This is a genomic window from Hydrogenophaga sp. (assembly GCF_048549895.1).
Lineage (GTDB): Bacteria > Pseudomonadota > Gammaproteobacteria > Burkholderiales > Burkholderiaceae_C > Hydrogenophaga.
Genome location: NZ_JBLYYB010000226.1, coordinates 1 through 22,839, shown reverse-complemented (window position 1 = coordinate 22,839; position 22,839 = coordinate 1). Strand labels below are relative to the sequence as shown.

Genomic DNA, 22,839 nt, shown 5'->3' with positions numbered 1-22,839 from the left:
GCCATCAGTCAGGCGCCCAGCCGTTGCAGCTGCTCGCGCATCTTCTCCAGCGTCGCCGTGAAGTCGGCCACGCGCTTTCTTTCCTGATCGATCACCGCCGGCGGCGCTTTGGCCACGAAGGCTTCGTTGGACAGCTTGGCGGTGGCCTTGGTGATCTCGCCTTCCAGTCGCGTGGCTTCCTTGCCCAGGCGCAGCTTCTCAGCCGCCACGTCGATGGCCATGAACAGGCACAGGCGGGCCTCGCCGACCACGGCCACCGGGGCGGCTTGCGCGGCTGCGGCCCACGCGGCCTCGTCGGTGAATACCTTCACTTCGCTCAACTTGGCCAGGCCTTGCAGCACCGGGCCCATGGCCTGCATGTAGGCGGTGTCGCCCAACACATAGAGCGGCAGGCGCGTGGCAGGGGACACGCTCATTTCGCCACGCAGGTTGCGGCACGCGTCCACCAGCGCCTTGAGCTTGTTGACGTGGGCGATGGACGCTTCGTCGATCTTGTTCAACTGGGCTTGCGGGTAACGCGCGATGCTCACCGATTCGCCGGGCAGGCCGGCCACGGGCGCCACTTTTTGCCACAGCTCTTCGGTGATGAAGGGGATCACCGGGTGCGCCAGGCGCAGGATGGCTTCGAGCGTGCGGATGAGGGTGCGGCGGGTGGCGCGTTGTTGAGATGCGTCGCCGGTCTGGATCTGCACCTTGGCGATCTCCAGATACCAGTCGCAGAACTCGTTCCAGACGAAGTCGTAGATCGTGTTGGCCACGTTGTCGAGCCGGTACTCGGCGAAGCCCTTGGCCACCTCGGCCTCGGTCTTCTGCAGCAGCGAGCTGATCCAGCGGTCGGCCTGGCTGAAGCTGAGGTAGCCGTGGAAGGGTTGGCCCACCGCGCACTCGGCCTTGGTGTGGTCTTCCAGGCCACAGTCCTGGCCTTCGCAGTTCATCAGCGTGAAGCGCGTGGCGTTCCAGAGCTTGTTGCAGAAGTTGCGGTAGCCCTCGCAGCGCTTGCTGTCGAAGTTGATGCTGCGGCCCAGCGACGCGAGCGCGGCGAAGGTGAAGCGCAACGCGTCGGCGCCATAGGCCGGAATGCCGTCGGGGAATTCCTTCTCGGTCTGCTTGCGCACCTTGGGCGCGGTCTCGGGCTTGCGCAGGCCGGTGGTGCGTTTGTCCAGCAGGGGCGCGAGCGCGATGCCGTCGATCAGGTCTACCGGGTCGAGCACGTTGCCCTCCGACTTGCTCATCTTCTGCCCCTGCGCGTCGCGCACCAGGCCGTGGATGTAGACGTGTTTGAACGGCACGCGGCCGGTGAAATGCGTCGTCATCATGATCATCCGGGCGACCCAGAAAAAGATGATGTCGTAGCCGGTGACCAGCACGGTGCTGGGCAGGTAGAGGTTGTAGTCCTCGGTCGCGCCTTCCTTCTGGTTCGGCCAGCCCATGGTCGAGAAGGGGACGAGGGCCGACGAGTACCAGGTGTCGAGCACATCGGGGTCGCGCACGAGCGTCTGGCCCGGGGCTTTCGCCTGCGCTTCGGCTTCGTTGCGCGCCACGATCACGTTGCCGGCTTCGTCATACCAGGCCGGGATCTGGTGGCCCCACCAGAGCTGGCGGCTGATGCACCAGTCCTGGATGTTGTTCATCCACTGGTTGTAGGTGTTGACCCAGTTCTCGGGCACGAACTTCACCTCGCCCGACTGCACGGCCGCAATCGCCTTATCGGCAATCGACGTGCCGCTGGTGTTCTTCTCGTTGCCCTTGGACTGCATGGCCACAAACCATTGGTCGGTGAGCATGGGCTCGATCACCTGGCCGGTGCGTGCGCAGCGCGGCACCATGAGCTTGTGCTTCTTGGTCTCCACCAGCAGGCCGGCGGCTTCCAGGTCGGCCACCACGGCCTTGCGCGCCACGAAGCGGTCCAGACCCTGGTACTTGGTTGGTGCGTTCTCGTTGATGGCGGCTTGCAGCGTGAGCACGCCGATGATGGGCAGGCCGTGGCGCTGGCCCACGGCGTAGTCGTTGGTGTCGTGCGCGGGCGTGACCTTGACCACGCCAGTGCCGAAGGCGCGGTCCACGTAGTCGTCGGCGATCACCGGAATGTCACGGTCGCACAGCGGCAGCTTCACGGTCTTGCCGATGAGGTGGGTGTAGCGCTCGTCTTCCGGGTGCACCATCACCGCCACGTCGCCCAGCAGGGTCTCAGGGCGGGTGGTGGCCACGGTGAGTGAACCCGAGCCGTCGGTCAGCGGGTAGGCGATGTGCCAGAGGAAGCCATCCTCCTCTTCGCTCTCCACTTCGAGGTCGGACACGGCCGACATCAGCACCGGGTCCCAGTTCACCAGGCGCTTGCCGCGGTAGATCAGGCCTTGTTCGTACAGCTGCACAAACGTCTCGGTCACCACGGTCGAGAGCTTCGGATCCATGGTGAAGTACTCGCGGCTCCAGTCCACGCTGTCGCCCATGCGGCGCATCTGCGTGGTGATGGTGTTGCCGCTTTCTTCCTTCCATTCCCAGACCTTGGCCACGAAGTTCTTGCGCGCCTCGGCGGGTGTGGGGCCCATGTCGTGGCGGCTGATGCCCTGCGCCTGCAGTTGGCGCTCCACCACGATCTGGGTGGCAATACCGGCGTGGTCGGTGCCCGGCACCCAGACCGTGTTGGCGCCCGCCATGCGGTGGTAACGCGTGAGCGAGTCCATGATGGTCTGGTTGAACGCGTGGCCCATGTGCAGCGTGCCGGTCACGTTGGGTGGCGGCAGCTGGATCGCGAACGATGGTGCGTCGGCCTGGGGTGCGCCCGTGCCGCGAAAGCCCGCCACGCCGTAGCCGCGCTGTTCCCATTCGGGGCCCCAGCGGGCCTCGATCGGAGCGGGTTCGAACGATTTGGCCAGGGATTGCAGGCCGGGTTGGTTCAGGGTGTCGGTCATAGGGCGCGCCAAAATGAAAACGGCATCCCGCAGGATGCCGTCAGGAGAAATGGGATTGCCCGCCGATTTTATTCGACAGGCTCCTCAGACCGGGGTGGCGGGCATATCGCGCGCGGCGGCGATGCACGCCTTGAGCACGCTGGCGTCGCCGATCTGGTTGGCCAGCAGCAGGATCAGGCGCGCGTTGAGCAGTTCCGCGTCTTCGCGGCTGAGGCCGGCGTGGGCGTCGAGCAGCTGTTCGTAGAACGCGTCGGCGTCTTGAAAGTGGGGGTTGGTGTTCATGTCGGGTCTCCGCGCAGGCCCAGCGAGCGCTCGATGGCGCGCACCAGTTGAGCGTTGATGGTTTCTCCGGTGGCCGCCAGGTAGCCGTCGGGGCGCACCAGCGCCCAGCCATTTGCAGTGGCCTGGCAGGCGTCCTTCAAGTGACGCTTGGGGTCGCGCACATGCTCCAGCGCGCGCGCGGTGTTGTGCGCGCCGAGCACCTGCACGCCGCGCACCGGTGCGTCCAGGCACAGGTGGCGAAGCCGTTGCAGGGCGGCGGCAGGCAGGTCGCCGAACACCAGCACCAGCAGGTCGCCGCGAGCCCAGTTGAGCAGGTCGTTCATATCGCCCGGCGTGCCGTCGGCCCATTCAATGCCCACGTTTTGCACCGACTGGCCCGCGGCGCTGGCCGGCGCATAGGTGCAGGCGCGTGAGCGGGCGTAGGGGTTGGCCACGGCCATGCGCCCGGTGTTGATGAGCGCTCGCGCAAAAGGGTGTTGTTTGGCCAGGCCGATGGCGGCCTGGCGGAACAGGCGCTCGGTGCCGTCGGCCGGGCGCAGGAAACGCGCGGTGCGGTTGGTCACGCACACGTTTTGCTGCGCGGCATCCATGCGTTCGTCGTTGTAGCTCTCCAGCAAGGCGCTGTCGGCTTTGCCGCTGAGCACGGCGGCCAATTTCCAGGCCAGGTTGTCGGCGTCGGCCACACCGGTGTTGCCGCCGCGCGCACCGAACGGGCTGACCACCTTGGCCGAGTCGCCCATGAGGAAGACCCGACCGTGGCGCATGGCGTGCACGCACTCGCTGCGGTAGGCGTAGGGCCCGACCCAGACGATCTCCACGTCGACGTCGGGCCCGAACTGCCGCGCCAGGCGCTCGCGCACCACGTCTTCGCGGCTCACGTAGGCGGGGTCGGCGTTGGGCGCCATCTGGTAGTCGATGCGCCAGACGTCGTCGGCCATGAGGTGTTGCCAGACCGCGCGGTTTTCGTTGAAGGGCGCTTCAATCCAGGTGTGGCGCTCCTGCGGCGGGTGGGTGGAGAAGCGCACATCGGCGATGCACCAGCGGTCGTCGCCGCGTTTGCTGTCGAACGGCACCTTGAGCCATTTGCGCAACGGGCTGTTCGATCCGGTGGCGTCGATCACGTGCTCGGCTTCCAGCTGGTAGCTGCCGGCGGGCGTTTCGATGGTGAGCGTGGCGCAGTCGGCGTTTTGCTCGAAGGCGGTGAGGCGGTTCTGCCAGCGCAATTCGACCGCGCCGAGCTCCAGGATGCGCTCAACCAGGAAACCTTCGATGTAGAACTGCTGGATGTTGATGAAGGGCGGTTGTTGCGAGAGGTGGTATTGGCCCTGTTGGCGCAGATCGAAGCTGTAGACCTCGTCCTCGCCCGCGAAGGTGCGGCCCACGCTCCACTGCACGCCTTTGGCGGCGATGCGCTCGTAGATCCCGAGGCGTTCGAAGATTTCGAGCGACTTCTGCGTGTAGCAGATACCGCGCGACGAGGCGCCCTTGACGCCCACGGTGTTGTCTTCGTCGATGAGCACTGCGCGCACGCCCAGGCGGGCCAGCGAGCAGGCGAGCGTGAGGCCGCTGATGCCGCCGCCCACGATGACCACGGGGTGGCGCACGGGGGTGGGGCTGTGCAGTTCGGGTGGTTCGACAAACGGGTACTCGGGCAGTTGATAGCCTGCGCCGGCGGTGAACTCGTAGCTGTTGGTGTGTGCGGCTTCGCGGTACGTCGTCATGGGCTCATCGCTCCTCTTGTTTCGTTTCGTCGTGTTTTGCGCATCGGTTGTGCGGGGTGCAAGGCTGCAACTCGCGCCGACCGGAGCCACGCCAACGACAAATTCCTCAGCCCTTCACCAGCCCGCCAACCTCGGGCCTATCGTTCTGCTGCGGCTTCAGCGGCGCCGCCGTTTTGCCCTCGGCGCGTTCACGGCGCCACTGCTCCTTGCGCGCATTCCACTCGGCCAGGCGCGCATGCGCCGTCTTGCTTTCTTCCAGCATCTCGAACTCGTCGGCCAGCTGCGCCGTCAATTCCAGGCGGATGCCGTTCGGGTCGAAGAAATAAATGCTCTTGAAGATGTGGTGATCGGTGACACCCAGCACCTCCACACCGCTGGCTTGCAAACGCGCCTTGGTGTTTTCAAGCTCCTGCTCGGTGTTCACGCGAAAGCTGATGTGGTTCACCCACTTCGGCGTGTTCGGGCTCGGCAGTGCGGCCTCGTCATCGCCCAGGTCGAAGAAGGCGATGAAGGAGCCGTCTTGCAGGCGGAAGAAAAAGTGCGTGTACGGGCAGTACTCGCCGGTGCTGGGCACATGGTCGCTCTGGATGATGTGGTAGAGCGGCAGACCCAGGATGTCCTCGTAAAAACGGCGTGTTTCCTCGGCATCTTTCGCGCGGTGGGCGAAGTGGTGCAACTGCTGGATCGGTGCCGGGGCGGGCAGGGTGGGTGCGTTCATCGATGTCTCCTCAAGGTCCAAAGCGATTCAATATTATGCAATGCATTTCTCTTATCGTAATCATATGGGCTTGCTTTTCACTCCAGTTTGAGACTTTCCCTCCGGGGTGTCGATGCCGTCTGGCATGGTGCAGCGTTGGCGATAATTGAATACCCCCACGGGGAGTGCCGAACGCCTGCGCACCTGCCGCCGCCTGTGGCCCAGCCCCTCCCCTTCCTGCTCCGAACCATGCTCTTCCTGATTTCCCCCGCCAAAGCGCTCGATTACGAAACGCCGCCCCACGTGGCCACCCACACCCAGCCCTTGTTCGTCAAGCAGGCGACCGAGTTGATCGGCGTTCTGCGCGAACAGTCGCCGCAGCAGATCGCCGATCTCATGAGCCTGTCGGACACGCTCTCGGGTCTGAACGTGGCGCGCTACCAGGCCTGGCGCCCCAGGTTCACCGCCAAAAATTCCAAGCAGGCCGTGCTGGCCTTTGATGGTGATGTGTACGGCGGGCTCGACGCGAAGACCCTCGCCGAGTCCGACCTCGACTGGCTGCAGCAGCACCTGTGCATCCTCAGCGGCCTCTACGGTGTGTTGCGCCCGCTCGACCTCATGCAGCCCTACCGGCTGGAGATGGGCACACGCCTGGCCACCGGCCGCGGCAAGAATCTCTACGCCTTCTGGGGCCGCCAGATTGCCGACCACCTCAACGAGCGCGCCCAGGCCGACGTGAGTCCGGTGGTGATCAACCTCGCCAGCGAAGAGTATTTCAAGGTGGTCGACCGCAAGGCGCTGTTGCCGCGCGTGGTCACCTGCGTGTTTGAAGAGCGCAAGGCCGATGGCTACAAGGTCATCAGCTTCATGGCCAAGCGTGCGCGTGGCCTCATGGTGCGTTACGCCGTGCAGCACCGCGCCAGCACACCCGAGCAACTCAAACAATTCGATCTGGAGGGCTATCGCTTCAACAGCGCCGCCTCCGGACCCGACCGCCTGGTGTTCCGCCGCGAAGCCAAGGCTTGAGCGCACAGCCATGAACCAGTCCGTCACCATCGAGCTGCGCCAATGGATCGTGGAGCAAGCCGCGGCCGGCTTTTCGCGCGAGGCGGTGATGGCGTCCATGGTGGCCTCGGGCTGGCAGAAGTCGGTGGCGCTCAAGGCGCTGGAGGCCACCTGGAAAGAAGCCGCGCCTGTGATCAGCCAGCCCGCGCCAGCGGTGCGCCGCGACGGCGTGCGGCACCTGCCCGATCTGGACCTGAACCTGTCGCCGCGCCAGATCGACGCGGGTGACCGCATGGTCGATGTGATCGCCTCGCTCAATCAGCCGCGCGTGGTGGTGCTGGGCAACCTGCTCAGTGCCGAAGAGTGCGACGCACTGATCGAATCGGCCCGCCCGCAACTGGCGCGCTCGCTCACCGTGGCCACCAAAACCGGTGGCGAGGAGCTCAATCCTGACCGCACCAGCAGCGGTACCTTCTTCGCGCGTGGGCAGACGCCCGAGGTGGCGCGCATCGAGGCGCGCATTGCCCGCCTGCTGAACTGGCCCATTGAAAACGGCGAAGGCCTTCAGGTGCTGCACTACCGCCCGGGCGCCGAGTACAAGCCGCACTACGACTACTTCGACCCCGACGAACCCGGCACGCCCACCATCCTCAAGCGCGGCGGGCAGCGCCTGGCCACGCTGGTGATGTACCTGAGCGAGCCCGCGCGCGGTGGCGGCACCACCTTCCCCGACGCGGGGCTGGAGGTGGCGCCCGTGCGCGGCAACGCGGTGTTCTTCAACTACGACCGACCCCACCCGTCCACCCGCACCCTGCACGGCGGTGCGCCGGTGATCGAGGGCGACAAGTGGGTGGCCACCAAATGGCTGCGCGAACGCGAGTTCGTGTGAAGCGCCCGGCATGAACATCACCCACAACGGCCTGCGCATCGAATTCGAGAGCGACGGCGACGAACACGCACCCGCCGTGGTGCTCACCATGGGCCTGGGCATGCAGCTCACCGCCTGGCCCAGCTCGCTGGTGCAGGCCATCGTGCAGGCCGGCTACCGCGTGATCCGCTTCGACAACCGCGACATCGGCCTCTCCAGCCAGCTCGACCACCTGGGTGTGCCCAACATCGGCTGGCAACTCGTGCGCTCCCGCCTGGGTCTGCCGATCCGCTCGCCCTACAGCCTGCAAGACATGGCCCATGACACCATCGGCCTGCTCGACGCGCTGGGCGTGCAGCGCGCCCACCTGGTGGGCGTGTCCATGGGCGGCATGATCTCGCAGCGCGTGGCCGCCAGCGTGCCGCAGCGCGTGCTCAGCCTCACCAGTGTCATGAGCTCCAGCGGTGCACCGGGCCTGCCCGGCCCGCGCCCACACGTGACCCGCGCCCTGCTCAAGCGCCCGCGCAGTCAGCGCCCCGAACACGTGGCCGCTCACGCCCTGAACATGTTCCGCCTCATCGGCAGCCCCGCGTTCCCGCAAGACATGCCCGCCTTCGAGCAGCGCGTGCTGGCCGACGCGGTGCGCAGCCACAACCCCGCCGGTGTGGCGCGGCAGTTGCTCGCCGTGGCGTCTGATACCGGGCGCCACACCGTGCTCAGAGGCATCACCTGCCCCACGCTCGTGGTGCACGGCACGGCCGATCCGCTGGTGCCGCTGGCCTGTGGCCAGGACACCGCCGCACGCATCGCCGGCTCGCGTTTCGAAGCCATCGACGGCATGGGGCACGACTGGCCGCCCGGTGTGGCCGCGCTGCTGGCTGGCCACATCGTCCCGCACATTCAGGCCGCACAAGCCCCCTCAAAGAACGCCTCAAACCCGTCCCCGACATGACCCACAACACCCCCGAACAATCGCAGCTCGGCCAGACCTCGGCCTACGTGGACCAATACGACGCCGCTCTGCTGTTCCCCCTGCCGCGCGAGACCAAACGCCGCGAGATCGGCATCACCGGCAGTGTGCCGTTCCTCGGCGCCGACCTGTGGACCGCGTTCGAACTCAGCTGGCTCAACCCGCGCGGCAAGCCGCAGGTGGCCCTGGCCCACATCACCGTGCCCTGCGAGAGCACGCACATCGTGGAGAGCAAGTCGTTCAAGCTCTACCTCAACAGCTTCAACAACACGGCGTTTGCCAGCGCCGACGCGGTGCGCGACCGCATCCGCGCCGACGTGAGCGCCGCCATCTGGCACGGCGGCTCTGTGCAGTCCAGCGCAGGGGTGAAGCTCTTGCTGCCCGAGCAACTGGAGCGCGAGAAGGTGCAGGAACTCGACGGCCTGAGCGTCGACCGGCTCGACGTGGAGTGCACGCGTTACCAACCCGCGCCCGAGCTGCTCACCGCCGCGTTCGACGAGAAGCCGGTCGAAGAAATCCTGGTGAGCCACCTGCTCAAGAGCAACTGCCTCGTGACCGGCCAGCCCGACTGGGGCAGCGTGCAGATCAGCTACAGCGGCCCGCAGATCGACCAGGCCGGGCTGCTGCAATACATCGTGAGTTTTCGCAACCACAACGAATTCCACGAGCAGTGCGTGGAGCGCATCTACATGGATGTGCTGGCGCGCTGCAAGCCCACCAAGCTGGCGGTGTACGCCCGCTACACCCGCCGCGGCGGCCTGGACATCAACCCCTGGCGCACCAGCCACCCGCAGTCACCACCGGCCAACGTGCGCACGGCGCGGCAGTAGCCGCTGCGGCAACCCTTGGCTGCGTCTAACTTTGGGGCGCTAATATCCCATTCGCGCCATCTTCGAGCGCGTATCACAGGGAGACACCATGGGTTTGTTTGACGGGATGCTTGGCAATGCATCCAGGATCGACGCAGCAAAGATTCAGCAGGAGTTTCAGCAAATTCTTGCGCCTGGGGAAGCGGTCGAACACGCGTACCAATTGATCCGGGACTATTTCGTGTTCACCAACAAGCGCTTCGTGCTGGTGGACAAGCAAGGGTTGACCGGCAGCAAGGTCGAGTACCACTCGATCCCTTACAAGAGCATCACCCATTTCAGCATCGAGACCGCTGGGACTTTTGACCTGGACGCCGAACTCAAGATCTGGATTTCAGGAACGCCAGCGCCGATTCAGAAGCAGTTCAACAAGAAGCTCAGCATTTACGAGGTGCAGAGTGTGTTGGCCTCTTACGTGCTCAAGGCTTGATGTGGAGGTGTCATGACCAAATCGCGAAAGAGCTTTGATGCCGGCATCAAGGATGCTGAGCTGATGTTGGCGTTGTATGCCGAGCATCCAAAAACAAGTTCTGAATCTGGCGAGGCGATAAAGCGTGCAGGCTTGGTGCTCGCACTCACAGCGTGGGAAACGTATGTTGAAGATCTGATTCTGGAGCGAGTCCAGGCATACACGCAGGTGCTCAATGGAAGTCCTGCGGGTACCTTCATGAGGAAGCGCCTTGACCTCGAGTTGAAACAGTTCCACAACCCGAACTCTGCGAAAATTCAAAAGCTGTTCAAGGATTTCCTCGAACTAGACATCACAGAGATGTGGCATTGGGGGAGCTTTGACACAAGATCGGCCAAAGATACGCTTGATCGTTACCTCGTCATGCGCGGTGATGCCGTGCACCGGGCTCGAGTTGTTGAAGCCGGCACGCCTCCAACAGCTCACACAGTAAAGAAAGACGATCTGGAAAAAGCGATTCGGTTCTTGAAAAGTTTGGTGGATGCAACCGAGCAATGCTTCGAGAAGTAGTCGTCGCGCGTATTCGCGAACGTTGAGTTGATCTTCAGATCATCTTCTGAATCAGCGTACCCTTGAACAGCACCGGACCGGTCGGGCCGCGTTCGCTCGGCACACCGCCCTTGGGCTCCAGGCTGATGGCGAGCGTGGGCACTTCGCGCACGTCGCCCACGCCGGCCGTGAGCTGCAGCAGGCGTTCCTGACTCAGCACACCCAGCGAGCGGGGTCCGCCTGAGGGCGGCAGGGCCCAGAGTTGCAGCGACTTGTCGCTCGCTTCCTGGAAACCGCCCACGCGTTGGAGCGTGAGCTTGCCGTTCTTGGGATCAAACGTCACCAGCATCGAGGCGCTGGCCTGGTCGTCGTTGAGCACGGCCACGTATTCGATCTGCGGTGTGGCCGAGAGCCTGGCCTGCAGTTCGTTGATCTGTGCACCGAGGTTGTCGCGCAAACCCACGGCGGTGACGAGTGCGAACACGGTGGCGAGTGCACCGGCGGCGGTGGCTCCGCGCCAAAGCGCCAGGCTGCGCAACCAGCCGGTGGCCTGCGGCTTCGTGGCTTGTGCGCGCGCGGCGGCCATGGCCTGCTGCTGGCTGTCGCCCTGCACCAGGTTTTCAATGCGCGTCCACACGGCTGGCGCGGGTGGCTGCGGTGTCTGCAGTTCGTTCATGCTGGCCACGCGGCTCTGCCACACCAGAGCGGCGGCGCGCACCGGGGCTTGTTCGCGTGCCATGGCTTCAAAGCGGCGGCGGGCGCCACCGCGCAAGGTGCCCAGCGCATGGGCTGCGGCGAGTTTGTCGAGCAGTTCGGGGTGATGGATCAGGTTCATGGCCGTCTTTTCACGCGAAGCGCGACATGCAGGTGCGCAACTGGTCGAGCCCGCGGCGGATCCAGGTTTTCACGGTGCCCAGCGGCAGGCTGAGCTGTTCGGCCAGTTCGCTGTGGCTGAGGTCGCGCAGGTAGGCCAGGCTCACCACCTCGCGCTGGCGGTTTTCCAGCTTGGCCAGGCACTGGTGCAGCGCCCAGGCCTGCTGGCTGGCCAGGGTGGTGTCCATCGGATTGGGCGAATCGCCCTCCACCGTGTCCGCCATCGCATCGTCGATTTCGTCGGTGAGGTGGGCGCGCTCGGCACTGCGTCGGCGCAAGCAGTCGAGCGAGCGGCTGCGCACGATCAGGCCGAGCCAGGCCATGGGTGGGCTCAAGGTTGCGCGGTAGTCGCCGGCGCTGCGCCAGACCTGCAGAAAGGTTTCCTGCAGCGCGTCTTCGGCCCATTCGCTTTTGCCCACCACGCGCATGGACAGGCCATACAACTTCGATGAGGTCAGGTCGTAGAGGGCTTTGAGGGCGATTTCGTCGCGTTGGGCCACGCGGTCGATCAAGGCCATGAGAAGGTCATCGGGTTGTGCGCTCATGCGGGCATTGTGCGGTACCTGCTTGCCCCATGCCCACGCCGGGGCTTGGTGGAAAGCGGGCGGCATGTTCACGGCCGGCGCCGACGCGGCTGCACTTGTGTGGGCAGGCTCAGGGCCGTGACCGGCGTGATGTTGATCGCCATGGGCGGCGCTTCGATGAGCTGGTCGGCATGGACCACGCGCACCTTGGCAGCGCCCTCGGGCACGCCTTGCACCGTGGCCATGCCGTTGGCGTCGGTCTGCAGCGTCCAGGGGGAATCGGCCACGAAGATGAAGCCGCGCATGGAGCCGTGCAGGTGGCAGCCGAGCTGCACCGCGCCCGCCTTGCTCAGCGTCACATCGGCGCTGGACGGCTCCTTGCCTTCGGCTTTGCCGTCCAGGCGCAGCTCGAAGCCGGGCTGGGTGCCCGGGTTCAGCGAGGCCAGGCCGGCGGGTGTGCCCCGCACATGGTGTTCCCAGCTGTCGAGATTGGTGAAGGTCACTTTCGAGCCCACCGGCAACACGGTGGTGGCGGGCAGGAACTGCATCTTCTGCTGGTTGATGACGGCAGACACCGGTGCCGGTGCTGCCGGTCTGGCGCCAGCGCCGGGCTCGATGACCACCACCGCGTCGGCCAGGGGTTTGCCATCGCGCCCGAGCACCGTCACCTGCACGGTGGCGGCTTGTGCAGCTAGGGGCAACAGGGCGGTGGCGATCAGCCAGGCGGCGGTGTTCGAGCGTGTCATGGTCGGCTTCGGCGATGTTTCAGCGAACAGTGACCACGTCGCGGTGCATGGGCGCCAGCAGCGCGAGCATCTGGTTCTGGCGGGTGAACGGAATGCCGCGTGCGTTCATGCTTTGCTGCAGCACTTCGACGAGTGCGTTGAACTGCGCGCGGGTGGTGTCGCGCTGGGCGTGTGCGGTCTTCATGTCGGGACCCTTGTAGACGCAGGGACCGCCCGAGAGCTGGCAGAGCTGGTCGCTCAGGGACTTGGCCAGGTTGGTCAGGTTGGTGTCCTTGAATTGCTCGCCGATGCGTGGGTCGGCTTTGAGGCGCACCACGAAATCGTCCATGAGGCTGCGGATGCCGGCCTCTTCGCCGAAAGCCTGGTAGAGGCCCGCTGCCGGGGCCACCGGGTAGGCGCTGGCGGCGGTGGGCGCGGGTTGCATGGACTGGGCGAGCGTGGCGCCGCTGGCCAGGGCCAGCAAGGTGAGGGCGGTGGAGGTGATGAGGTTTTTCATGATGAGACTCACAGGTAGGGGGTTTAGAAAGCGATCTGGGCCGAGACGTACACGCCGGTCTGCTTGCGTCCGCTGGTGGTGGCCGGCACGATGCGGCCCAGGTCCACATAGGCGGCGGTGAGCGAGACGTTTTTGCTCGGTGCGTAGGCGATGAAGATGTCTTTCCAGTCGTCGGCGCGCAGGCCATCGCTCAGGCCTGCAGCCTGGCCGGCGCGCTGCAGTTTGTTGGGCATGCCGCGGTATTCGAAGCCCACGGCCAGCTTGCTGCTGATCAGGTACGCCACCGAGAACTCGGGCTGCAACTCGTAGCTGTTGTCGGCACCGCCCAGCGTGGCGCCAAAGCCCAGCAGACCGCCCTGGTTGGCCTTGGTGGCGCGCAGCGTGCCGTTGACCAGGATGCCCTGGGCGAGGAACAGCTTGGTGGCACTCACGTACACGTCGGTGCCGCTGCGTTTGGCGCCCAGTGCCGTGAGTGTGCCGTCCAGGCCAGAAGACTGCAGGCGTTTGAACTGCACGCCCACCGCGATCTGCGGCATCAGGCTGTCGCTGTCGAGCACGGCGTCGCCGGCCACGCGCACCTTGGCGCCCACGATGTCCTGCTTCAGGCGCAGACCCGGCAGGCCCAGCGCCGTGCCGGTGACACCGGTGTCGAAGTTCTGGTGACCCAACGAGAGTTCAACCCGGTCGTGGATGCCCACGGCCACACCGTAGGCGGTGAGGCCGTAGTCCCGCGTGACGGCGCGGCTGGCGTAGGCCGACACGCCCACTTCGCCTTCGGTGGCCTGGCTGCCGATCACGGCCCAGGGCGAGATGCCGCCACCGGCGGCGCCTTCGACGCTGCTCACACCGCCGGTGAGCAGCAGCTTGCCGGTGTCGGCGTGCGCGGGAACGGTGGTCAGCAACGCGACGGCTGCGGCCAGGGGCAGCAGGCGCGCTGCTGTGCGGGAGGGGGAGGTTTTCAGGATGGGCATGGTGAATGGACCGTGGGTGTTGACGGGATTCCCGGTGAAGGGACGGTGGAGCCTGACTCTCTGGATACGCGCGGCCGTTCGAAATGGATTCAAGCGACAAAACCCCTGCGCGACCGGCGGGCTTTGTGAATCCACAAACGCGATGGTGGGCGTATTCAACGTGACGGTTGTCACGAGGCCTTGTGCCGATGGACAGCTGATTGCCCCACCCAACCCAAGGATCTCTCCATGAACAACACCAAGACCCCCGACTCCCTGATCTCTCCCGCATCGCGCCGCGGCTTCATGCGCAGCGGTGGCGTGCTCTCTGCTGCCGCCGTGGCCCTGCTGGCTGGTCGGGAAGTGCTGGCCGCCAACCACGGGCAGAAGATGGACATGTCCAAAGACGTGGGCATCCTCAACGTGGCACTCGGCCTGGAACACGAAGCCATCAACGCCTACCAGCTCGGCGCCGCCAGCGGCCTGCTGCAAAAGCCGGTGCTGGATGTCGCGGTGCAGTTCCAGGGCCACCACAAGACCCACCGCGACGCGCTGATCGCCACCATCCAGAAGCTCGGCGGCAAGCCGGTGGCCGAGATGAAGCTGGAGGACTACGCCAGGTCGCTCAACGCCGCCACACTCAAGAGCCAGGCCGATGTGCTGGACCTTGCCGCCCGCCTGGAACTGGGCGCGACCAACGCCTACCTGAGCGTGATCCCTGCGCTGGGTGACCGCGAGCTGGCCAAGGTGGCCGCGCGCCTGGCGGCTGATGAGACCATGCACTACACCGTGCTCACCAGCGCCCTGGGCCGCCCGCTGCCCCCCGGCGCCCTCTCTTTCGGCGCCTGAGCCGAAAGAGCCGATCGCCCTGAGCCTGTCGAAGGGTCGGCGCCTGATCAGGCGGCCTGCTGGAAGCCTTCCAGCAGGTTCACCGCGTTGGTGCCCACGGCGTCCACCGCATAGCCGCCTTCGAACGTGAACACCGTGGGCAGACCGGCACCCGCCAGGATTTCGCCCACGGTGAAGTAGTCGGCGCTCTTCAAGGTGAAACCCGAGATCGGATCGCCCTCGAACGTGTCCAGCCCCATGGGGACGACCAGGGCCGTTGCGCCAAATTGCCGGACCGCTTGCACCGCAGTGGCCAGCGCCTCACGCCAGGTGTCAAAGCCAGTGCCGCGCGGCAGCGGCAGGTTCAGGTTGAAACCTTCGCCAGCGCCCGCACCACGTTCATCCGCATGACCCAGAAAAAACGGGTACTCGGTGGCGGGGTCGCCGTGGAGGGAAACCGTCAACACATCGGCGCGCTCGTAAAAGATGGTCTGCGTGCCGTTGCCGTGGTGGTAGTCCACGTCGAGCACCGCCACCTTGGCATGGCCCACATCGCGCAGTGACTGCGCGGCAATCGCGGCGTTGTTCAGAAAGCAGTAGCCCCCCAGAAAATCGGGCCCCGCGTGGTGGCCCGGTGGGCGCGAGAGTGCAAACGCACTGCGAGCGCCCGCCGCCACGTCTTGCGCCGCCGCCAGCGCGCAGGCCGCGCCGCTGCGCACCGCAGCCCAGGTGCCCGCCGTGAGCGGTGATCCGGAATCAAAACTGAAGAGACCCAGGCGTGCTGCAAAGTTGGTGGGCAACACATCGTTACGAAAGCCGTGGCGGTTGGGCAGCGGCCACACCGAGGGCAGGGCGTCGCGCTCGGCATTGCCCGGGTCCATGGCCACCCATTCGGCCCAGGCGCCGCGCAAAAAGTCCAGATAGCGCGCGCTGTGCACACGGCCGATGGCAGCGTCCAGCGCGGCGTCGTCCACCTCGGGTATTTGCAGGGCACCGAGCGGGCGGCGCTGCAGCTCGGCCAGCACAAAGTCCAGACGCGCCGGCACCTCGTGGCACGGCACCATGCGACCGCGAAACATCTCGTGCTGACCAGCGTGGGCAGCGTGGTGGGGGTTGTGAAAGGTTTTCACGGCGGAGGCTCAGCCCAACGCCTTGAACGATTGCAGCGCCGACAGCGGCGTGAACTCACCCGCACGCTTCTCCTTCATCGCCGCGATCGCCTCGCGCACATGCGCGTTGCTCCACACCGCGCCCTGCAGCCAGCCCATCTGGCGCAGGCTGTCTTCCACCGAATGGTCGCGTGCGTAGTTCACGGCCTGCTTCGTACCCCAGATCGCCACCGGCGGTTTGGACGCGATCTCTTGGGCGCACTGCAGCGCCGCGGCCACCGTGGCCTCGTGCGTGTCGAACACTTCGTTGACCAGGCCGTGGCCCAGCGCCTTGCTGGCTGGCAGACGGCGGCCGGTGTAGGCCAGCTCCTTCACCACCGCCAGCGGGATCAGCTTGGGCAGGCGCTGCAGCGTGCCCACGTCGGCCACCATGCCGATGTTGATTTCCTGGATGCAGAAGAAGGCGTCGGCGCTCGCATAGCGGATGCAGGCGGCGGTGACCATGTCGACCGCGCCGCCGATGCAGCCGCCCTGGATGGCGCAGATCACCGGCACGCGCAAGTTCTCCAGCTTGGTGAAGGTGGCCTGCATGTCGGTGAGCAGGTCGAAGATGGCGGCGCGGCCTTCCGGGCTCTGGTCGTTCATTTGAATAGCGCCCGCGAAGGTGTCGAGCGACATGCCGGCGCTGAAGTGTTTGCCGGTGCTGCTGATGACCAGAGCGCGCGCGGTGCCTTCGTTGTGCAGCTGGGTCAACACCTCGTCGAGCTCGCGCCAGAAGGTCGGGTTCATGGTGTTGAGCTCGGCCGGGCGGCTCATCACCAAATGGGCAACATGGTCGGCGGTGTCGAGCGAAAAGCAGGTGGGTGTGTTCATGGTGAATCACTGTAATCCGCCCTGAGCACCGCGGCCTGTCCCGGGGCGGACGCGCTCAGTTGGCCAGATCGATCCAGTCGCAGCGCAGGCGTTGCGCCGCGTGTACCCGCTGGCGCCAGCGCACGTACAGGCCCGGCGCCCAGATGCCGACCAGACACAAGGGCAGAAGCCACAGGGTCTCCATGATCACGACGGGCAGGCAGCCCACCCAGCCCATGAGCCACAAGGTGAGCACCCCGTCCCACAGCTGGTATTCCAGCGGGTGCTCCTGGCGGTGCGCCACGTGCCAGCGCTTGATGCGCTCCAGTTCACCCAGGCTCATGAAAAGATGCATGGCAGACACCTCGGGAATCCGGCTGACATCCGGGTTCTGTCAATGTAAGTTTGACGTCAGTGCCCGTCAACCGACGCGATTCTTCAGAACAGCTGGTCCGCTTCTGCAACGGGCTCTGAAGGCGAGTCGATGTCGGTCGCCTTGACCAGGGAGCCCACGCGAACGCCCAGCAGGCGGATGCGCCGGGAGAGGTCCACCCGCTTGAGGCACAGGCCGGCCTGGCGGCGGATGGTGGCGGGGTCGGCGGTGAAGTGATCCAGGGTCACGTCGCGCGTGACGCTCTGGAAGTTGTCGTAGCGCAGCTTGATGCCGATGGTCTTGCCTGCGTAGCCCTTGTTGCCGAGGTCGCCCGCCACTTGCTCGCACAGCCGCGTGAAGATGGCACCGAGCTCGGCGCGGTCGCGCACGGCGTGCAGGTCGCGCTCGAAGGTGGTCTCGCGGCTCATGCTCACCGGTTCGCTCTCGGTCTGCACCGGGCGCTCATCGCGGCCCCAGGACACATCAAACAGCCAGGCGCCGTAGCTCTTGCCGAAGTGTTCCATCAACCAGCCGCGCTCGCGTTGTGCCAGTTCGCCGATGGTGTGGATGCCGTGACCCTGCAGCTTGGCGTCGGCCTTGGGGCCTACGCCGTTGATCTTGCGGCAGGGCAGCGGCCAGATCAGCGTTTGCAGATCGTCGGTCTGCACGATGCTGATGCCGTTGGGCTTCTTGAATTCGCTGGCCATCTTGGCGATGAGCTTGTTGGGGGCCACGCCGATGGAACAGGTGAGCCCCGTGGCCTGGAAGATGCTTTTCTGGATCAGCCGCGCGAGCACGCGCCCACCTTCGCGCTGGCCACCGGGCACGTGGGTGAAGTCGATGTAGACCTCGTCCACCCCCCGGTCTTCCACCACCGGCGCGATCTCGCGGATGGTGCTCTTGAACAGGCGCGAGATGCGGCGCACCTCCTCAAAGTCCACCGGCAGCAGGATCGCCTGCGGGCACAGCTTGGCGGCTTTCATCAGCCCCATGGCCGAGCCCACGCCGAACTGGCGCGCCGCGTAGGTGGCGGTGGTGGCCACGCCGCGCCCGGTGTAGCCGGCCAGGCGCGGAAAGAAATCGACCGGAATGTGGTCCAGGCTGTCGGTGGCCCATTCGCGCTCGGGGTAGGCCTCGCGCAGGCGTTGCAGCAGGTCGTCTTCGCGCCGCCGGCCACCGCCAATCACCACCGGCAGGCCCTTGAGCTGCGGGTAGCGCAGCAACTCCACCGACGCGAAAAACGCGTCCATGTCCAGGTGCGCAATGCGTCTCGGCAGGGTCGGGTCGGGTGGGGCTTGCACGCGCTTGAGCATAGCGGGATTACCATCGCGCGAGATGCTGGCCACCGGCTCGCACAAGCCTTGTGGAGGACTTTTCATGAACACCCTTTCGCGTCTCGTCACCGCCCTGTTGATCGCCGCCGGCATCGCTGTGGCCGGCTTCGCCGTGAGCCAGGGCCTGGAGCGTTTTCGCATGTCGGACCGCTCGGTCACGGTCAAGGGCCTGGCCGAGAAAGACGTGGAGAGTGACTTTGCCGTGTGGACGCTGTCGTTCCGCCGCGCGGGCAACGACTTTGGTGGCGTGCAGCAGGCCCTGGCCGGCGACCGCGACAAGGTGGCGGCCTTCTTGAAGCAGCGCGGTTTCACCGACGCCGAGGTGGAGGCCAAGCCGTTGCAGGTGCAAGACCTGTTCACCCGCGAGTACGCACAGGGCAACCAGCCGTTCCGCTTCAACGGCACCGGCCAGGTGCTGGTGAAGTCGGCCCGCGTGGCCGAGGTGGAGGCCGCCGCCCGCGCGGTGGACCCGCTGATCCAGGCCGGTGTGCAGCTCGGTGGCGAGAACGAAGGCGGCCGCAGCGGCCCGCGCTTTCAGTTGCGTGGTTTCAACGACATCAAGGCCCCGCTGCTGGCCGAAGCCACGCGCAACGCGCGCGAGCAGGCCGACAAGTTCGCGGCGGAAGCCGGCGCCGAACTCGGCCCGCTGAAGAACGCCAACCAGGGCGTGATCCGCATCACGGGTGACGACGGGAACGACTTCGACGACAGCAGTTCGCGCATGAAGCGGCTGCGCGTGGTGAGCACGTTTGAATACGAGTTGCGCTGATCAGGTGGGAAAAGTGCCGGGCAGCAGGATGCTCTTGTCCACCGTCTCGATGTTGGTGTGACCGCAGAAGGCCATGGTGAGGTCGAGCTCGCGGTGGATGATCTGCAGGCACTTGGACACGCCTTCTTCGCCCATGGCGCCCAGGCCGTAGAGCATGGGGCGGCCGATGTAGACACCGCGTGCACCCAGGGCACGCGCCTTCAAGACGTCCTGCCCGCTGCGGATGCCGCCGTCCATGTGCACCTCGATCTGGCTGCCCACGGTGTCCACGATGGCCGGCAGCGCCTCGATACTGCTCTGCGCCCCGTCGAGCTGGCGCCCGCCGTGGTTGCTCACGATCAGCGCGTCAGCGCCCGAGGCCACCGAGAGCCTCGCGTCTTCCACGTCCTGGATGCCTTTGAGAATCAGCTTGCCGCCCCAGCGTTTCTTGATCCACTCCACGTCGCCCCAGTTGAGCGCCGGGTCGAACTGTTTGGCGGTCCACTCGCTGAGGCTGCCCATGTTCTCCACGCCGCTCACATGGCCGACGATGTTGCCGAACTGCTTGCGTTTTGTGCCCAGCATGCCTATCGCCCAGCGCGGCTTGCTGGCGATGTTGATCATGTTGGCGATGGTCAGCTTGGGCGGCGCCGACAGGCCGTTCTTCAAATCCTTGTGGCGCTGGCCGAGGATCTGAAGATCGAGCGTGAGCACCAGTGCCGCGCATTTGGCGGCCTTGGCGCGGTCGATCAGGCGCTCGATGAACGCGCGGTCTTTCATCACATACAGCTGGAACCAGAAACCCTCGCCCGCGTGCTGGGCCACGTCTTCGATGGAACAGATGCTCATGGTGGAGAGCGTGAACGGAATGCCCATCTTCTTCGCCGCGCGCGCGGCCAGGATTTCGCCGTCGGCGTGCTGCATGCCGGTCAGGCCCGTGGGCGCGATCGCCACCGGCATCGCCACCTCCTGGCCCACCATGGTGCTGCGGGTGCTGCGGTTTTCCATGTTGACCGCCACGCGCTGGCGCAGCTTGATCTTCTGGAAGTCCTCGCTGTTGGCGCGGTAGGTGCCTTCGGTCCAGGAGCCGCTGTCGGCGTAGTCGTAGAACATGCGTGGCACGCGCTTCTGGGCGAGCACGCGCAGGTCTTCGACGGTGGTGATGACGGTCATGGGGTCTCCAGTGTTGTTGGGGCAGCTCTCTGCCTGATGGTAGCGGTGCCCCCGATCGTTGGCTTGTGAAAGCAGGACGGGGCGGATTGAAATTTTTTCGGGCGGGTATCAGGCGGGCGCTGGCAGGCAGCGTGAGCGTTCATCGGTGGTCAAGGGCTCCAGCCAGCCCAGTTGCTGTTCCAGCACGGCCACGGTAGCCTCCGACGCGTCGGCGCCGTGCGCCTGGCGCGCGGTGATGCGCTCGCGCAGCACGGCCAGCGGGGCCTCGGTGGCGAGGATGTGGAACGGACAGCCGATCGCCTGCGCCAGCGTGGCGAAGGCTTTGCGCTCGTGGCGGCGCAGAAAGGCCGCGTCCACCAGCACCGACCAGCCTTTCTCCAGCAGGTGCCGTGCGCGCTCGAGCAGGTGGGCGTAGGTGTCGGTGTGCGCTTGCGGGCTGTACAGGCCGGTGTTCAGGCCCGAGCCGCTGGCCTGCGTGGCGCTCAGGCCGTGCAGGCGTTTGCGCTCCACGTCGGAACGCAGGCGAATCGCCCGGCCACTGGCTTCGGCCTGCAGCCAGCGGCTGGAGGCCCAGGTCTTGCCGCTGCCCGAGAGGCCATGGGTGATGACGAGTTGTGGTGCGGTTGGCTGCGCGATGCGCTGCGCCAGCGCGGTGTAGCTGCGTGCCTCGTTCGCGCAAGCGTCCGTGTCGGCACCCGCTTGTGTGCTGCGGATCACCGCCACCTTGGCGCGCACCAGCGCCCGGTAGACCGCGAAGAACGGCAACACGTCGGGTGCGCTGGTGTCACCGCTGGCGTCCAGCCAGTCGCTGAGCAGGCCGTTGGCCAGCCCAGGCTGGCCGTGGTCGAGCAGGTCCATCCAGGCAAAGGCCATGTCGCTGGCCACATCGATCCAGCGCAGCGCGTCGTTGAACTCGATGCCGTCAAACGGCACGACCTCGTGGCCGATGAGCACGAGGTTGGCCAGGTGCAGGTCGCCGTGGCCTTCGCGCACACGGCCCTCGCGCAGGCGTTGCGCGAGCAGCGTGGCCAGTTGCGAGACGCTCGATTCGGTCCACTGGCTGAGCCGATCGACCTGCGCGGCATCGTCGGCGCCGGTCAGGCCGCCGCGCAAGCTGTTGAGGTTGTCGCGCGCAAAGGCCAGCACATCGTTGGCCCGTCCCCACGGCCCATCGGGTGAAGCCACGGCAGACGTGGCCTGGAACGTGGCCATGCGCTGCGCCAGCGAGGTCAGGTGTTCGGGCTTCAAGGCGCCGCGCGCGCAGAGGTGGTCCAGGCGCTGGTCTTCGTTGAAGCGGCGCATGTGCACCGCCCATTCGATGGCGTTGTCGTCGTCTCGCCCCGGCTCACCCCAACGGGGAGCGTGGGCCGAGCCGACGATGGGCAGGGCGTCCAGGTACAGATGGGTGGCTGGGTCGACGGTTTCAAAGCGCCGGTTGAGCCGCACCTCGGCCTCGCAGGCCGCACGGCGCAGGTCGAGCGTGCTGAAGTCCACGAAGGGCAGACACACCGGTTTCTTGATCTTGCAAGCGTGGTCCCCCGCCAGCAGCACCCAGGCACCGTGCGTTTCCACCAGCGCCACGCGCTGCACCGGGTGCGGGTAGCGGGCTGGCTCCAGCAGGGCGGTGATCAGGGCCGGTTGTGCTGCGGTCATGGCAGGCCAGTGTAGGTCGCAGACGAACGGCGGAACCGTGTGCGTGCCGGCGCAGTCACAGGTGGCATGAAGCTCAAAACCTTGCTCGTGTTGCTGTCGCTGGCTGCATCAGGTGTTGCCTTGTCCACCGAGCTCTACCGGTGGACCGATGACGGCGGCCGTGTCTATTACGGCGCACGGGCCGATGTGCCGCAGCGCTACGCCAGCCGGGCGGTGCCCGCCAGCACACCTCTGCCGCCCGGCACCACCGTCTGTGAGGCGCGCTGGCACCAGTACGCCGCCAGTGCAGCGTGTTTTGACCAGTACCGCCTGGTGGGCGGAGGCCTCAAGCCCGAGGCCTTTCAGCGCTGCACCGAGGTGCCGCAGCCCGACTGCAACTGACTGAGCCCGAGTCAGGCGAGTCGCTTGCGGTGGCGTGCGATCTGGTGCAGCACTTGCGCGGGCGCCGTGCCGCCCAGCGTGTTGCGGGCGTTCAGTGAGCCGCGCAGGCTGAGGCACTCGTACACGTCTTTTTCGATGCTGGCATTGAAGCCCTGCAACACCGACAGCGGCAGCTCGGACAGGTCGCAGTTGTGCGACACCGCAGCCTTCACCGCGTGGGCCACAGTTTCGTGCGCGTCGCGAAACGGCAGGCCCTTCTTCACCAGGTAGTCGGCCAGGTCGGTGGCGGTGGCGTAGCCCTTTTTGGCCGCTTCTTCCATGGCCACGGCGTTGACCGTGATGCCGCCTTCCTTCACGCCGGTGGCCGGGTTGAGCTGACCGCCCACCATCTCCACGAAGATGCGCAGCGTGTCCTTCAAGGTGTCCACCGTGTCGAACAGCGGCTCCTTGTCTTCCTGGTTGTCCTTGTTGTAGGCCAGCGGCTGGCCTTTCATGAGCGTGATCAGACCCATGAGGT

Annotated in this window: 24 protein-coding genes and 1 pseudogene; 9 read left to right on the top strand and 16 right to left on the bottom strand. The window is 66.0% G+C overall.

All coding sequences use genetic code 11. The features are described 5' to 3' along the window. Positions 1-8 precede the first annotated feature (8 nt). The 4 genes from ACN4F8_RS21050 to ACN4F8_RS21035 all read right to left on the bottom strand — a co-directional run bounded on the left by ACN4F8_RS21050 (position 9) and on the right by ACN4F8_RS21035 (position 5,633). Positions 9-2,912, bottom strand: a complete 2,904-nt coding sequence (locus ACN4F8_RS21050; protein ID WP_419475365.1) for a valine--tRNA ligase — start codon at positions 2,910-2,912, stop codon at positions 9-11. A gap of 84 nt (positions 2,913-2,996) precedes the next feature. Beyond that, positions 2,997-3,194 (bottom strand): DUF2783 domain-containing protein, encoded by a 198-nt coding sequence (locus ACN4F8_RS21045; RefSeq protein ID WP_419475364.1) that lies wholly within the window; start codon positions 3,192-3,194, stop codon positions 2,997-2,999. Then, the gene (locus ACN4F8_RS21040) at positions 3,191-4,915 is read right to left on the bottom strand and encodes an FAD-dependent oxidoreductase (protein WP_419475363.1); all 1,725 of its coding nucleotides are present in this window, start codon (positions 4,913-4,915) and stop codon (positions 3,191-3,193) included. Before ACN4F8_RS21040 ends, ACN4F8_RS21045 begins: the two co-directional genes overlap by 4 nt. A gap of 106 nt (positions 4,916-5,021) precedes the next feature. Then, on the bottom strand, positions 5,022-5,633 hold the full coding sequence (locus tag ACN4F8_RS21035; protein ID WP_419475362.1) for a VOC family protein: 612 nt from the start codon (positions 5,631-5,633) through the stop codon (positions 5,022-5,024). A 228-nt stretch (positions 5,634-5,861) separates the two neighbouring features. Between ACN4F8_RS21035 and yaaA the strand changes: the two genes are divergently transcribed. From yaaA to ACN4F8_RS21005, 6 genes are all read left to right on the top strand, one after another. Beyond that, positions 5,862-6,638 carry a peroxide stress protein YaaA gene (yaaA, locus tag ACN4F8_RS21030; RefSeq protein ID WP_419475361.1) on the top strand — a complete coding sequence of 259 codons (777 nt, stop codon included), beginning with the start codon at positions 5,862-5,864 and terminating at the stop codon, positions 6,636-6,638. Between the two features lie 10 nt (positions 6,639-6,648). Beyond that, complete coding sequence (locus ACN4F8_RS21025) at positions 6,649-7,506, top strand: 2OG-Fe(II) oxygenase (RefSeq protein WP_419475360.1); 858 nt, start codon at positions 6,649-6,651, stop codon at positions 7,504-7,506. Positions 7,507-7,516: 10 nt separating this feature from the next. Next, positions 7,517-8,437 carry an alpha/beta fold hydrolase gene (locus tag ACN4F8_RS21020; RefSeq protein WP_419475359.1) on the top strand — a complete coding sequence of 307 codons (921 nt, stop codon included), beginning with the start codon at positions 7,517-7,519 and terminating at the stop codon, positions 8,435-8,437. Then, a complete protein-coding gene (gene queF, locus ACN4F8_RS21015; protein ID WP_419475358.1) occupies positions 8,434-9,285 on the top strand; it encodes an NADPH-dependent 7-cyano-7-deazaguanine reductase QueF in 852 nt (283 codons plus the stop codon). The genes ACN4F8_RS21020 and queF overlap by 4 nt, the downstream gene beginning before the upstream one ends. Before the next feature lie 88 nt (positions 9,286-9,373). Continuing rightward, on the top strand, positions 9,374-9,754 hold the full coding sequence (locus ACN4F8_RS21010) for a PH domain-containing protein (RefSeq protein ID WP_419475357.1): 381 nt from the start codon (positions 9,374-9,376) through the stop codon (positions 9,752-9,754). A 12-nt stretch (positions 9,755-9,766) separates the two neighbouring features. After that, positions 9,767-10,303 carry a HEPN domain-containing protein gene (locus tag ACN4F8_RS21005; RefSeq protein ID WP_419475356.1) on the top strand — a complete coding sequence of 179 codons (537 nt, stop codon included), beginning with the start codon at positions 9,767-9,769 and terminating at the stop codon, positions 10,301-10,303. Positions 10,304-10,337: 34 nt separating this feature from the next. Here the strand turns inward: ACN4F8_RS21005 and ACN4F8_RS21000 are convergent, their stop codons facing one another. The 5 genes from ACN4F8_RS21000 to ACN4F8_RS20980 form a co-directional block, all read right to left on the bottom strand. Further along, on the bottom strand, positions 10,338-11,117 hold the full coding sequence (locus ACN4F8_RS21000) for an anti-sigma factor (RefSeq protein ID WP_419475355.1): 780 nt from the start codon (positions 11,115-11,117) through the stop codon (positions 10,338-10,340). Between the two features lie 10 nt (positions 11,118-11,127). Further along, the gene (locus ACN4F8_RS20995) at positions 11,128-11,700 is read right to left on the bottom strand and encodes an RNA polymerase sigma factor (RefSeq protein WP_419475354.1); all 573 of its coding nucleotides are present in this window, start codon (positions 11,698-11,700) and stop codon (positions 11,128-11,130) included. 68 nt (positions 11,701-11,768) lie between these two features. Beyond that, entirely contained in the window at positions 11,769-12,425 is a 657-nt protein-coding gene (locus tag ACN4F8_RS20990) for a cupredoxin domain-containing protein (RefSeq protein ID WP_419475353.1), read from the bottom strand. Positions 12,426-12,444: 19 nt separating this feature from the next. Then, the gene (locus ACN4F8_RS20985; protein ID WP_419475352.1) at positions 12,445-12,921 is read right to left on the bottom strand and encodes a group I truncated hemoglobin; all 477 of its coding nucleotides are present in this window, start codon (positions 12,919-12,921) and stop codon (positions 12,445-12,447) included. Between the two features lie 23 nt (positions 12,922-12,944). Continuing rightward, complete coding sequence (locus ACN4F8_RS20980; protein WP_419475351.1) at positions 12,945-13,892, bottom strand: DUF3034 family protein; 948 nt, start codon at positions 13,890-13,892, stop codon at positions 12,945-12,947. Positions 13,893-14,120: 228 nt separating this feature from the next. On the opposite strand from ACN4F8_RS20980, the gene ACN4F8_RS20975 reads away from it, so the two are divergent. Beyond that, on the top strand, positions 14,121-14,720 hold the full coding sequence (locus tag ACN4F8_RS20975; RefSeq protein ID WP_419475350.1) for a ferritin-like domain-containing protein: 600 nt from the start codon (positions 14,121-14,123) through the stop codon (positions 14,718-14,720). A gap of 47 nt (positions 14,721-14,767) precedes the next feature. Here the strand turns inward: ACN4F8_RS20975 and ACN4F8_RS20970 are convergent, their stop codons facing one another. The 4 genes from ACN4F8_RS20970 to ACN4F8_RS20955 all read right to left on the bottom strand — a co-directional run bounded on the left by ACN4F8_RS20970 (position 14,768) and on the right by ACN4F8_RS20955 (position 18,346). Further along, positions 14,768-15,829 (bottom strand): histone deacetylase family protein, encoded by a 1,062-nt coding sequence (locus tag ACN4F8_RS20970; RefSeq protein WP_419475349.1) that lies wholly within the window; start codon positions 15,827-15,829, stop codon positions 14,768-14,770. A gap of 9 nt (positions 15,830-15,838) precedes the next feature. After that, positions 15,839-16,681: an enoyl-CoA hydratase-related protein gene (locus ACN4F8_RS20965; protein WP_419475348.1), complete on the bottom strand. Its 843-nt coding sequence runs from the start codon at positions 16,679-16,681 to the stop codon at positions 15,839-15,841. Positions 16,682-16,736: 55 nt separating this feature from the next. Next, entirely contained in the window at positions 16,737-17,015 is a 279-nt protein-coding gene (locus ACN4F8_RS20960; protein WP_419475347.1) for a hypothetical protein, read from the bottom strand. An 83-nt stretch (positions 17,016-17,098) separates the two neighbouring features. Then, complete coding sequence (locus ACN4F8_RS20955; RefSeq protein ID WP_419475377.1) at positions 17,099-18,346, bottom strand: Y-family DNA polymerase; 1,248 nt, start codon at positions 18,344-18,346, stop codon at positions 17,099-17,101. 64 nt (positions 18,347-18,410) lie between these two features. On the opposite strand from ACN4F8_RS20955, the gene ACN4F8_RS20950 reads away from it, so the two are divergent. Then, positions 18,411-19,136: an SIMPL domain-containing protein gene (locus ACN4F8_RS20950; RefSeq protein ID WP_419475346.1), complete on the top strand. Its 726-nt coding sequence runs from the start codon at positions 18,411-18,413 to the stop codon at positions 19,134-19,136. Here ACN4F8_RS20950 and ACN4F8_RS20945 read toward each other — a convergent pair whose 3' ends face one another. Both ACN4F8_RS20945 and ACN4F8_RS20940 read right to left on the bottom strand, forming a co-directional pair. Beyond that, on the bottom strand, positions 19,137-20,288 hold the full coding sequence (locus ACN4F8_RS20945) for an alpha-hydroxy acid oxidase (protein WP_419475345.1): 1,152 nt from the start codon (positions 20,286-20,288) through the stop codon (positions 19,137-19,139). Between the two features lie 108 nt (positions 20,289-20,396). Then, positions 20,397-21,941, bottom strand: coding sequence for an AAA family ATPase (locus ACN4F8_RS20940; RefSeq protein WP_419475344.1), 1,545 nt, complete (start codon positions 21,939-21,941; stop codon positions 20,397-20,399). Positions 21,942-22,007: 66 nt separating this feature from the next. Here ACN4F8_RS20940 and ACN4F8_RS20935 point away from each other — a divergent pair, with 66 nt between their 5' ends. Further along, entirely contained in the window at positions 22,008-22,322 is a 315-nt protein-coding gene (locus tag ACN4F8_RS20935) for a DUF4124 domain-containing protein (RefSeq protein WP_419475343.1), read from the top strand. An 11-nt stretch (positions 22,323-22,333) separates the two neighbouring features. Here the strand turns inward: ACN4F8_RS20935 and ACN4F8_RS20930 are convergent. Next, a pseudogene (locus tag ACN4F8_RS20930) lies at positions 22,334-22,839 on the bottom strand (argininosuccinate lyase); the annotation flags it as partial.

Excerpts from the sequence above, each read along its gene's own strand:
- yaaA (WP_419475361.1), top strand. The coding sequence starts at position 5,862 with ATGCTCTTCCTGATTTCCCCCGCCAAAGCGCTCGATTACGAAACGCCG.
- ACN4F8_RS20985 (WP_419475352.1), bottom strand. The coding sequence starts at position 12,921 with ATGAAAAACCTCATCACCTCCACCGCCCTCACCTTGCTGGCCCTGGCC.
- ACN4F8_RS20990 (WP_419475353.1), bottom strand. The coding sequence starts at position 12,425 with ATGACACGCTCGAACACCGCCGCCTGGCTGATCGCCACCGCCCTGTTG.
- ACN4F8_RS20935 (WP_419475343.1), top strand. The coding sequence starts at position 22,008 with ATGAAGCTCAAAACCTTGCTCGTGTTGCTGTCGCTGGCTGCATCAGGT.
- ACN4F8_RS20945 (WP_419475345.1), bottom strand. The coding sequence starts at position 20,288 with ATGACCGTCATCACCACCGTCGAAGACCTGCGCGTGCTCGCCCAGAAG.
- ACN4F8_RS20955 (WP_419475377.1), bottom strand. The coding sequence starts at position 18,346 with ATGCTCAAGCGCGTGCAAGCCCCACCCGACCCGACCCTGCCGAGACGC.
- ACN4F8_RS20980 (WP_419475351.1), bottom strand. The coding sequence starts at position 13,892 with ATGCCCATCCTGAAAACCTCCCCCTCCCGCACAGCAGCGCGCCTGCTG.
- queF (WP_419475358.1), top strand. The coding sequence starts at position 8,434 with ATGACCCACAACACCCCCGAACAATCGCAGCTCGGCCAGACCTCGGCC.
- ACN4F8_RS21000 (WP_419475355.1), bottom strand. The coding sequence starts at position 11,117 with ATGAACCTGATCCATCACCCCGAACTGCTCGACAAACTCGCCGCAGCC.
- ACN4F8_RS20940 (WP_419475344.1), bottom strand. The coding sequence starts at position 21,941 with ATGACCGCAGCACAACCGGCCCTGATCACCGCCCTGCTGGAGCCAGCC.
- ACN4F8_RS20965 (WP_419475348.1), bottom strand. The coding sequence starts at position 16,681 with ATGAACACACCCACCTGCTTTTCGCTCGACACCGCCGACCATGTTGCC.
- ACN4F8_RS20950 (WP_419475346.1), top strand. The coding sequence starts at position 18,411 with ATGAACACCCTTTCGCGTCTCGTCACCGCCCTGTTGATCGCCGCCGGC.
- ACN4F8_RS21010 (WP_419475357.1), top strand. The coding sequence starts at position 9,374 with ATGGGTTTGTTTGACGGGATGCTTGGCAATGCATCCAGGATCGACGCA.
- ACN4F8_RS21005 (WP_419475356.1), top strand. The coding sequence starts at position 9,767 with ATGACCAAATCGCGAAAGAGCTTTGATGCCGGCATCAAGGATGCTGAG.
- ACN4F8_RS21040 (WP_419475363.1), bottom strand. The coding sequence starts at position 4,915 with ATGACGACGTACCGCGAAGCCGCACACACCAACAGCTACGAGTTCACC.
- ACN4F8_RS20960 (WP_419475347.1), bottom strand. The coding sequence starts at position 17,015 with ATGCATCTTTTCATGAGCCTGGGTGAACTGGAGCGCATCAAGCGCTGG.
- ACN4F8_RS20975 (WP_419475350.1), top strand. The coding sequence starts at position 14,121 with ATGAACAACACCAAGACCCCCGACTCCCTGATCTCTCCCGCATCGCGC.
- ACN4F8_RS21050 (WP_419475365.1), bottom strand. The coding sequence starts at position 2,912 with ATGACCGACACCCTGAACCAACCCGGCCTGCAATCCCTGGCCAAATCG.
- ACN4F8_RS21025 (WP_419475360.1), top strand. The coding sequence starts at position 6,649 with ATGAACCAGTCCGTCACCATCGAGCTGCGCCAATGGATCGTGGAGCAA.
- ACN4F8_RS21045 (WP_419475364.1), bottom strand. The coding sequence starts at position 3,194 with ATGAACACCAACCCCCACTTTCAAGACGCCGACGCGTTCTACGAACAG.
- ACN4F8_RS21035 (WP_419475362.1), bottom strand. The coding sequence starts at position 5,633 with ATGAACGCACCCACCCTGCCCGCCCCGGCACCGATCCAGCAGTTGCAC.
- ACN4F8_RS21020 (WP_419475359.1), top strand. The coding sequence starts at position 7,517 with ATGAACATCACCCACAACGGCCTGCGCATCGAATTCGAGAGCGACGGC.
- ACN4F8_RS20995 (WP_419475354.1), bottom strand. The coding sequence starts at position 11,700 with ATGAGCGCACAACCCGATGACCTTCTCATGGCCTTGATCGACCGCGTG.